6 protein-coding genes and 1 tRNA gene are annotated in these 7,662 nt (G+C 44.9%); 2 read left to right on the top strand and 5 right to left on the bottom strand.

Going from position 1 to position 7,662, the window contains the following annotated elements:
• Positions 1–42: 42 nt before the first annotated feature.
• The 4 genes from ACQEXT_RS20085 to rsgA all read right to left on the bottom strand — a co-directional run bounded on the left by ACQEXT_RS20085 (position 43) and on the right by rsgA (position 5,830).
• A complete protein-coding gene (locus ACQEXT_RS20085) occupies positions 43–1,923 on the bottom strand; it encodes a methyl-accepting chemotaxis protein (protein ID WP_426953319.1) in 1,881 nt (626 codons plus the stop codon).
• Positions 1,924–2,202: 279 nt separating this feature from the next.
• Positions 2,203–3,618, bottom strand: coding sequence for an SLC13 family permease (locus tag ACQEXT_RS20090; protein ID WP_426953320.1), 1,416 nt, complete (start codon positions 3,616–3,618; stop codon positions 2,203–2,205).
• A 181-nt stretch (positions 3,619–3,799) separates the two neighbouring features.
• Entirely contained in the window at positions 3,800–4,663 is an 864-nt protein-coding gene (gene asd, locus ACQEXT_RS20095) for an archaetidylserine decarboxylase (RefSeq protein ID WP_426953322.1), read from the bottom strand.
• Positions 4,664–4,774: 111 nt separating this feature from the next.
• Entirely contained in the window at positions 4,775–5,830 is a 1,056-nt protein-coding gene (gene rsgA, locus ACQEXT_RS20100) for a small ribosomal subunit biogenesis GTPase RsgA (RefSeq protein WP_138971445.1), read from the bottom strand.
• A gap of 127 nt (positions 5,831–5,957) precedes the next feature.
• Here rsgA and orn point away from each other — a divergent pair, with 127 nt between their 5' ends.
• Complete coding sequence (gene orn, locus ACQEXT_RS20105; protein WP_331418527.1) at positions 5,958–6,503, top strand: oligoribonuclease; 546 nt, start codon at positions 5,958–5,960, stop codon at positions 6,501–6,503.
• Between the two features lie 53 nt (positions 6,504–6,556).
• On the opposite strand, the gene ACQEXT_RS20110 is transcribed toward orn, so the two are convergent.
• Positions 6,557–7,267 (bottom strand): hypothetical protein, encoded by a 711-nt coding sequence (locus ACQEXT_RS20110; protein WP_426953323.1) that lies wholly within the window; start codon positions 7,265–7,267, stop codon positions 6,557–6,559.
• 320 nt (positions 7,268–7,587) lie between these two features.
• Between ACQEXT_RS20110 and ACQEXT_RS20115 the strand changes: the two genes are divergently transcribed.
• Positions 7,588–7,660, top strand: a tRNA-Gly gene (locus tag ACQEXT_RS20115).
• Positions 7,661–7,662 lie beyond the last annotated feature (2 nt).

Genomic DNA, 7,662 nt, shown 5'->3' on the forward strand with positions numbered 1-7,662 from the left:
ACAGCCTGACAATATGCATCAAAATAGACTTAAAACAAAGCGTTAAACCTTAAAGCGTCCCACTTCTGCTCGCATGGTTTCAGCCGAGTGGCGCATGTTGTTCGCACTCGCACTACTCTGAATCGCTTGTTCTGCCAGAACGTCAGATGCGTCTTTGATACCTTGAGTGTTGCGACTAATGTCTTCACTCACCGCACGTTGTTCTTCGGCAGCACTGGCAATTTGTAGAGCCATGTCATTGATTGCCGTAATAGCTTCGGTAATATCCGCGAGGCTTTGTGCGGCTTGTTGAGCATAGTTAACGCTTGTGTCTGCAAGCGAAGTGCTGCTTTGCATGCTATTCACCGCGAGTTTGGTGTTGTTTTGCAATGTCTCGATCATGTTGCGGATTTCTTCGGTTGAGCCATGAGTACGTTGGCTTAGTACGCGAACTTCATCAGCAACAACCGCGAATCCTCGACCTTGTTCCCCAGCACGTGCCGCTTCTATTGCCGCATTCAAGGCCAGCAAGTTAGTTTGTTCGGCGATTTCCTGAATGGTCGACAAAATCTGATTAATGCTCTTGGTGTTACTCTCTAGCTCCGAGATGACCCCTGATGCTGAGTTGACTTGATCTGCAAGCTCTACAATGGCTTGGCGGTTCTTTTCTATGACCACATGGCCATCTTGGCAGGCTGAAGATGACGTTTGTGAGGCTGTTGCAGTCATCTCTGCATGGCTTGCAACTTCCGCGGCAGTGGCTGACATTTCATGAATCGCCGTGGCAATCTGATTCACATCGCTTTGCTGAGCTTCTATCTGCTGAGTGGCTTGCTCCGACAGTTGGTTAGCCTGAATCGCTTGCTGCGTTAAGGTGTTACTATGATTTATGATGCCACTAATCATGGTTTGCAGCTGTTCGAGGAAATGGTTGACGTGTTCCGCTACTTCACCGATTTCATCTTGACGTTTGATTTCAATTCTTTGGGTGAGATCGCCTTCACCTTTTGAGAGTTCAAGAAGCGAAGCGGACAACTCTTGCAGTGGTTTCAGCAAACGGGTGACGGTAATGGTACTGAACGTTGCAATCACCAAATAAAGCACAATGGATGCGAGAGCGGTAAACTGAATTTGTTCCGTCACTGAAGCGAAAGCCAGTTCTTTGTCTACCACTATGCCGAGGGCCCAATCTGTTGTCGGAACGTTGACGACATAGATAAGTTGTTCATTTTTTCCTGGCCAACTGATGGTCGAGATCGCTGAAGCTGCAACCAACTCGCTGACTTTTTCACTGGTCAGGTTCGGGTTGAGCTTGGTCAGTGGTTGCTGACTGAGCTTTTCATCTTTATAGGCCACAATGTTGTTGTTACCATCAACTAAGAAAGTAAAGCCATCGTTATCTAGCGAGATGTTGAGTACCTCGCTAATGATGTTTGTTACAGTCAGGTCGGCGGCTAATACGCCTTTTTTGTTGCCAGAAAATGCTTTGGCGAAACTGACCACAATACTGCCATCAAAATCTTGATAAGGTTCGGTAATAATTAAACCGGATGCGGTCATCGCATCTTGGTACCAAGGACGAGTTCTTGGGTCATAGTCCGCAGGCCAATCTTCCGTTTTGTCTCCGTAGGCGATCGAACCATCATCAAATCCCGCATACACAGAAAGAAAGTCACCAGCGCGTTTGGTCAGTAGCATCTCTCTATCGGAGTCCTCTGATTCTACGATGGTTTTTTCATTGGCTAACATCATGTCGCTTCGAATAGCAAGCCAGTCACTGATGTAACGGGAAGTCGCATGGCTGATATTCGCCATCTCGCTATTGAGCGCAGAGGTGGTTTCTTGTTTCAGTTGACTGACGGAAATCCAAGCTTGAACTCCTGAGACAACCGCTATGACGATCGCAATCGCTATCTGAATTTTTAGTTTAATTGTATTTCTCATTGCCTTTCCTTCATAACAGAGACAATAAAACGAGAAGGGCGGAGTGAAAGCTATCGAGTGAGCCGACAGGGCGTAGAGGCATATCTCTGGATAGCAATGACCGCCACATATTCTCACTTTGACAGTGAGAAGGGGGTACTTTTATATCCGACTGATTTTATATCTGAAATTGGTTAATTGAGGTGATCCATGTATTGAATTTACTAATTAACCATTTTATTTGTAAGGTTTAATGGGTTGGGTTTCGTTGAGAAGAACAACCAAACCCAACTCTCTGTCTTAAGTCAGAAGCAGAGCACCAGCATAGACAATCGACAACCCAATCACACCGATGATGAGACCTGTTTTCGCCATATCCTTACTTTCAATTAATCCGGTTGAATAAGCCAAAGAGTTTGGTGGTGTAGAGACTGGTAGAATCATGCCCAGTGAGGCTGAAAACGCGACGACAACGAGTAGAGCCTGTAAGCCACCAACAGAAGCAAGACTTTCCATAGAGGCACCAATAGCCGCAGCAATGGGCATCAATAAGTTTGCCGTTGCGGTGTTAGACATAAAGTTTGCCATCAGCCAACAGATGAGCGACATGGTCAGAACAACGGCAATCGGGGACAACGACTCATAATCAACAGCGTGTGCCAGAGCTGACGCAAGCCCTGTTTTATCGAGACCAATACCAATCGCTATCCCCCCGGCAACCAGCCAGAGTACATCCCAGTTGATCAATTTCAGTTCGGCTTTACCCATAATGCCCGTTAAGGTAAACACGGCTAGAGGGATGATGGAGACGACATAGGTGTTCATGCCATGAATCTTAGTAGTCATCCACAGCAGGATGGTCGTCGCGAATGTAGCGTAGACCACAATGGCTCTCCAATTTTTTTGGAACTGACCATCAAGTTTAAGTTTCATGGTTTGCTGAGAGGAAGGGAAAAGTTTTTGCAGCAAGAACCAAGCAATAGTCAGTTGAACAATGACAAACGGTAAGCCCATCATCATCCAGCTAAGGAAGTCGATACTGTTTTCGCCTGTCAGATATTGAAGTGCAATCGCGTTTGGTGGTGTACCAATTGGTGTTGCGATACCGCCTGTATTGGCTGCGATAGGGATGCACAGTACCAGAGCCTTGATGCCCAAATCTCCTTTTGGTGCAGAAGCGACAATCGGACCAAGTAGTGCAAGCATCATCACCGTGGTAGCCGTGTTAGACATAAACATAGAGAAAATGGCGGTAATGAGCATTAGACCTAGCATGATGAATTTAGGCTGGTGGCCGAATGGTTTAAGTAAAACGCGCGCAAGGTTGTTATCAAGTTCATACTTTGAGGCGGCAATAGCAAGAGCAAAACCGCCCATGAAAAGAATGATGATCGGTGAAGAGAACGCGCTGAAGATATCGGTGTAATTCATTAATTCACCAAGATCATGCCCAATAGGTGGCGTTCGGAACAAGTGGAGTCCTTTGTCCGAAATCATAACCAGTTCAAGCGCAATAATGAGTATCGATGTAGCAAAAACTGGAACGGGCTCTAATACCCACAGTAGCGCAGCAAGAAGAAAAATGGCCAGTAAGCGATGCTGAATCAATGTTAAGTCATCAATTGGAATCCAATCGATAGGCATAAACAATACAGCAATGGGCAGACCGAAACTGACTAAGAGTTTGATGACGATTCCTGATTCTACCTTGGGCATAGAGAAGGTGACCTCACAGATAACTTGATGAGGCTATAGATTAATTTACAAACAATGTCAGGTCTTAGAGCTAGTCTAGAGTTTTGTTAAACAATTGAATTTGTTGAGTGGGATTTGTTTTGCGTCAATAAAAAGCCCCGAACTTTCGGGGCTGATAACAGTTACCGGTTTGGTACTCATTTTACGCTTGTTTAGTATGAGCGTAGGCAGTACCCATTACGGTTGCTTGACCATTCTGCATTGATTCATCAAACACGATGGCATCTTTTGCAAACAAGTTGATAACAGTTGAGCCAAGTTTAAAGCGGCCCATCTCTTCGCCTTTCTTGAGAATAACGGATTTATCACCTTCAGCTGGGTAATCCCACTTGTATACCGTGTTACCACGAGGTGGTGTTACCGTACCTGCCCAGACTTGCTCAATACTGCCTACGATGGTTGCGCCAACAAGTACCTGTGCCATAGGGCCAAATTCGGTATCAAAAATACACACAACGCGCTCATTGCGAGCAAACAGGTTAGGCACGTTTTCTGCTGTCAGTGGGTTTACAGAGAACAGGTCGCCAGGTACGTAGATCATCTGACGCAATGTACCATCGCATGGCATATGCACACGGTGATAATCTCGTGGTGATAAGTAAAGAGTGGCAAACTCACCTTCTGCAAACTCTGCAGCTAGAGCTGCGTCGCCGCCGAGCAGTTCTTGAGCAGAAAAGTCGTGACCTTTTGCTTGGATTAGTTTTCCATCTGTAATTGGACCAAACTGGCTCACGCACGCGTCAGCAGGGTGAGTAATAACTGACTCACCTTCAGTGATAGGTCGCGCTCCCTCTTTGAGTTCACGGACAAAGAATTCATTGAACGTCTTAAAATGCTTAGGATCAGAGTGAAGCGCCTCGTCCATGTTGACGTTGTACTGTTTGATAAACCAGCGAATGATCGCTGTTGTTAGACCGCCAGCCTTTGCAGAAGCTAGCTTGCCCACTAAGCGCGTTAGGCCATGTTGTGGAATCCAATATTGCAGTCCAACTTTAATCTTATCCATTGTGTTCAATTCCAATGTTATTTGCTTGATTGACTATATTCTGGGCGCGAGATGTTACTCAAATTGCACCCAAAAGTCAGTAGTTGCGATAGTTTGCTTACAAATTTGCGATTATAAATCGGCTTTTTTGTTTCGAGAATATTGGCGATTGGCTTTCATCTCCACCATGCTCTCCAAGATTCGATGATAGTTGTCGAAGCGAGTTTGGTTGATTTCACCCTCTTCGACAGCTTGGCGCAACGCACAACCAGGATCGTCATTGTGCTTGCAGTCACGGAATTTGCAGCCGCCTAGGAAAGGTCTGAACTCGACGAAGGCTTTAGTGATTTCGTCCGCCTCCAAATGCCAAAGACCAAATTCACGCACCCCAGGTGAGTCAATCAAATCACCGCCTGTGGGAATGTGGTAAAGGCGAGAAGCTGTCGTTGTATGTTGACCTAAGCCCGAGTTTTCAGAAATTTCACCTTCTTCCACATTGAACTGAGGCATCAATGCGTTAACTAGGCTGGATTTACCAACACCAGACTGTCCAACGAAAATGTTAATTCGGTCGGTAAGCTCGGTTTCTAGCTCCTTGATGCCTTCACCTGTCTGTTTACTTACAAAGAGTACCTTGTAGCCAATTTTCTCGTATTCGGCTAACCATGTTTTGTATTCAGCGAGCTGTTGTTCTTCTAGTAAATCAATTTTGTTCAAAACCAGCAGCGGCGCAATGTTCAGCGTTTCAGAAGCAACTAGGTAGCGATCAATGATATTGAGCGATAATTCGGGCAATACAGAAGAAACGATCACCATTTGATCAACGTTGGCAGCCACAGGTTTAAGGCCGTCATAGTAGTCTGGGCGTGTTAGTACAGAGGTTCGAGGCTCTACGGCTTCGACAACACCACTGATCCCTTCCATTGACTCGAGACCCGGACGCCAAATGACCTTATCGCCAGACACTAAGGTTTCAATGCCACGACGCAAGTTACAACGCTGAATGTCACCGGTTTCAAGATCTTCGATATCTGCGTGTTGCCCAAAACGAGTGATAACCAGGCCAGACTTACTGTTACCAAGCATAGATTCATCCCACTGGATTGACTCTTCTTGATCGAGTTTGCGCTTCTGGTTATGGCGCACGCGCCTTACCTGACCTTTGGTTAGCTTTTTCTTTTTAGCCACGTTTCTCTACTTCAATTGATTAATTTATTGAGTGATACCAGCAAGAAGGAGAACATCTCAAACTATCTTGGGTATCGGAATTTGGGTATAGTACCTTTTTTATCAGAAAACCAATAGGCAACGATTTATGTCCTTTAGCGATCAGAATTTGATTTGGATAGATTTAGAGATGACAGGACTAGACCCTGAAACTCATAAAGTCATCGAAATTGCTACCATTGTCACCGATAGTGAATTGAATATTTTAGCTGAAGGACCCGTACTTGCCATTCATCAGCCTGAAGAAGAACTGCTAAAAATGGATGAATGGTGTACCACAACCCATACCGGTAGTGGTTTAGTCGAGCGTATTCGCAATAGTAAGATTGATGAGCAAGAAGCCGTTCGTCAAACAATAGAATTTCTAGAAAAATGGGTACCAAAAGGCAAATCACCAATATGCGGTAACAGTGTTGGGCAAGATCGCCGTTTCCTCTACAAACACATGCCTGAGTTAGAAGAGTACTTCCACTACCGATACATTGATGTTAGTACGTTGAAAGAATTGACTCGCCGTTGGAAGCCTGAAGTGCTGGACGGATTTTCAAAAAAAGGCAGTCATTTAGCCTTGGATGACATCCGAGAGTCGATTGCAGAGCTGCAATACTACCGCAATACCATTATTTCAATCTAACAAAATAGAGCCAGCATAATTGCTGGCTCTATTTTTATCTGAGCTAAGTCCGATTAAGGGACTGGCAAGAAAGCGAACTGAGCGACGCCTTGTACAACCTTAGTAATGCTTCGATTCGTCTTGTCGGCGACAATCAAAGCCATCATGTCTTGAATCATAACCATCTTGGAAAATAGGCGATCAAAGCTTATGTCGGATCCATCTTCATCGAAGGAATTGCTGTAGATGAGAGGATTACCTTCGCTGTCTTTGCGATGGTAGAGACGCCAAACAAACACTTCGATATTGCGAGCGCTGTTGTAGAGAGATTGTTCATCTAGAGAATCGAGAATAAAGAATTCTTGCTGGTGGTTGTATGAACGTCTGAGCATCTCGGACAAACCGACGACGGCGGCAAACACCCTGTCACCTTGATAGTTATCATCAAAACTCAGCAAAATCGCGTCAATCCCGGTGACACCGTTAAGTTCGTCAAAAATGAGAGGAGGGAGGTCGATACTATCTTCAACACCAAAAATTTGTGCGATACGGCTGTCTATGGTTGCTTGAGGATTTTTCTTTAGCTGGATTGGATTTCGCACATACAGTTTTCGGGTTAGCTCGACCATTTGTTCTTTCAATTGTCGAGCGTGAACGTCCATAACAAAATCCACATCACTTTTACCCAAGTTGCGTACAGGTTTCGGGATCGAGCCACATCCTACAATGAAGGCGACCAGAATCAGGGTTATCAGGGCTTTCCAATAGTGCTTGAGGTATGACATGGATAAGAGAACCTACTACGACAACGCTTAAATGCATGATTCGTTTGGGGGATTTATAAACACTAGTTATATATAAAATGTGATGGGCCTGCGACCTACATGGCGTAAAAGGCTGTACAACATCGCATTTTAAACTCTTGTTCAGACTTAAACTTCATCATGCGAAGCCTAGGTTCTGTATAAATATCAAGCTTGTTTGTCTATTGGTGTGCGCTTTTTATCCAAACGAAAAAAAAATAGATTATTTTTGCATGAAGGACTTGCATCACAAAAAAATGCACTTATAATTCGCAGCCCTGAACAGCGGAAACGTTGTTGATGCGACACTAGCTCAGTTGGTAGAGCGCAACCTTGCCAAGGTTGAGGTCACGAGTTCGAACCTCGTGTGTCGCTCC

The organism is Vibrio sp. TRT 29B02 (genome assembly GCF_050113655.1).
Classification (GTDB): Bacteria; Pseudomonadota; Gammaproteobacteria; order Enterobacterales; family Vibrionaceae; genus Vibrio.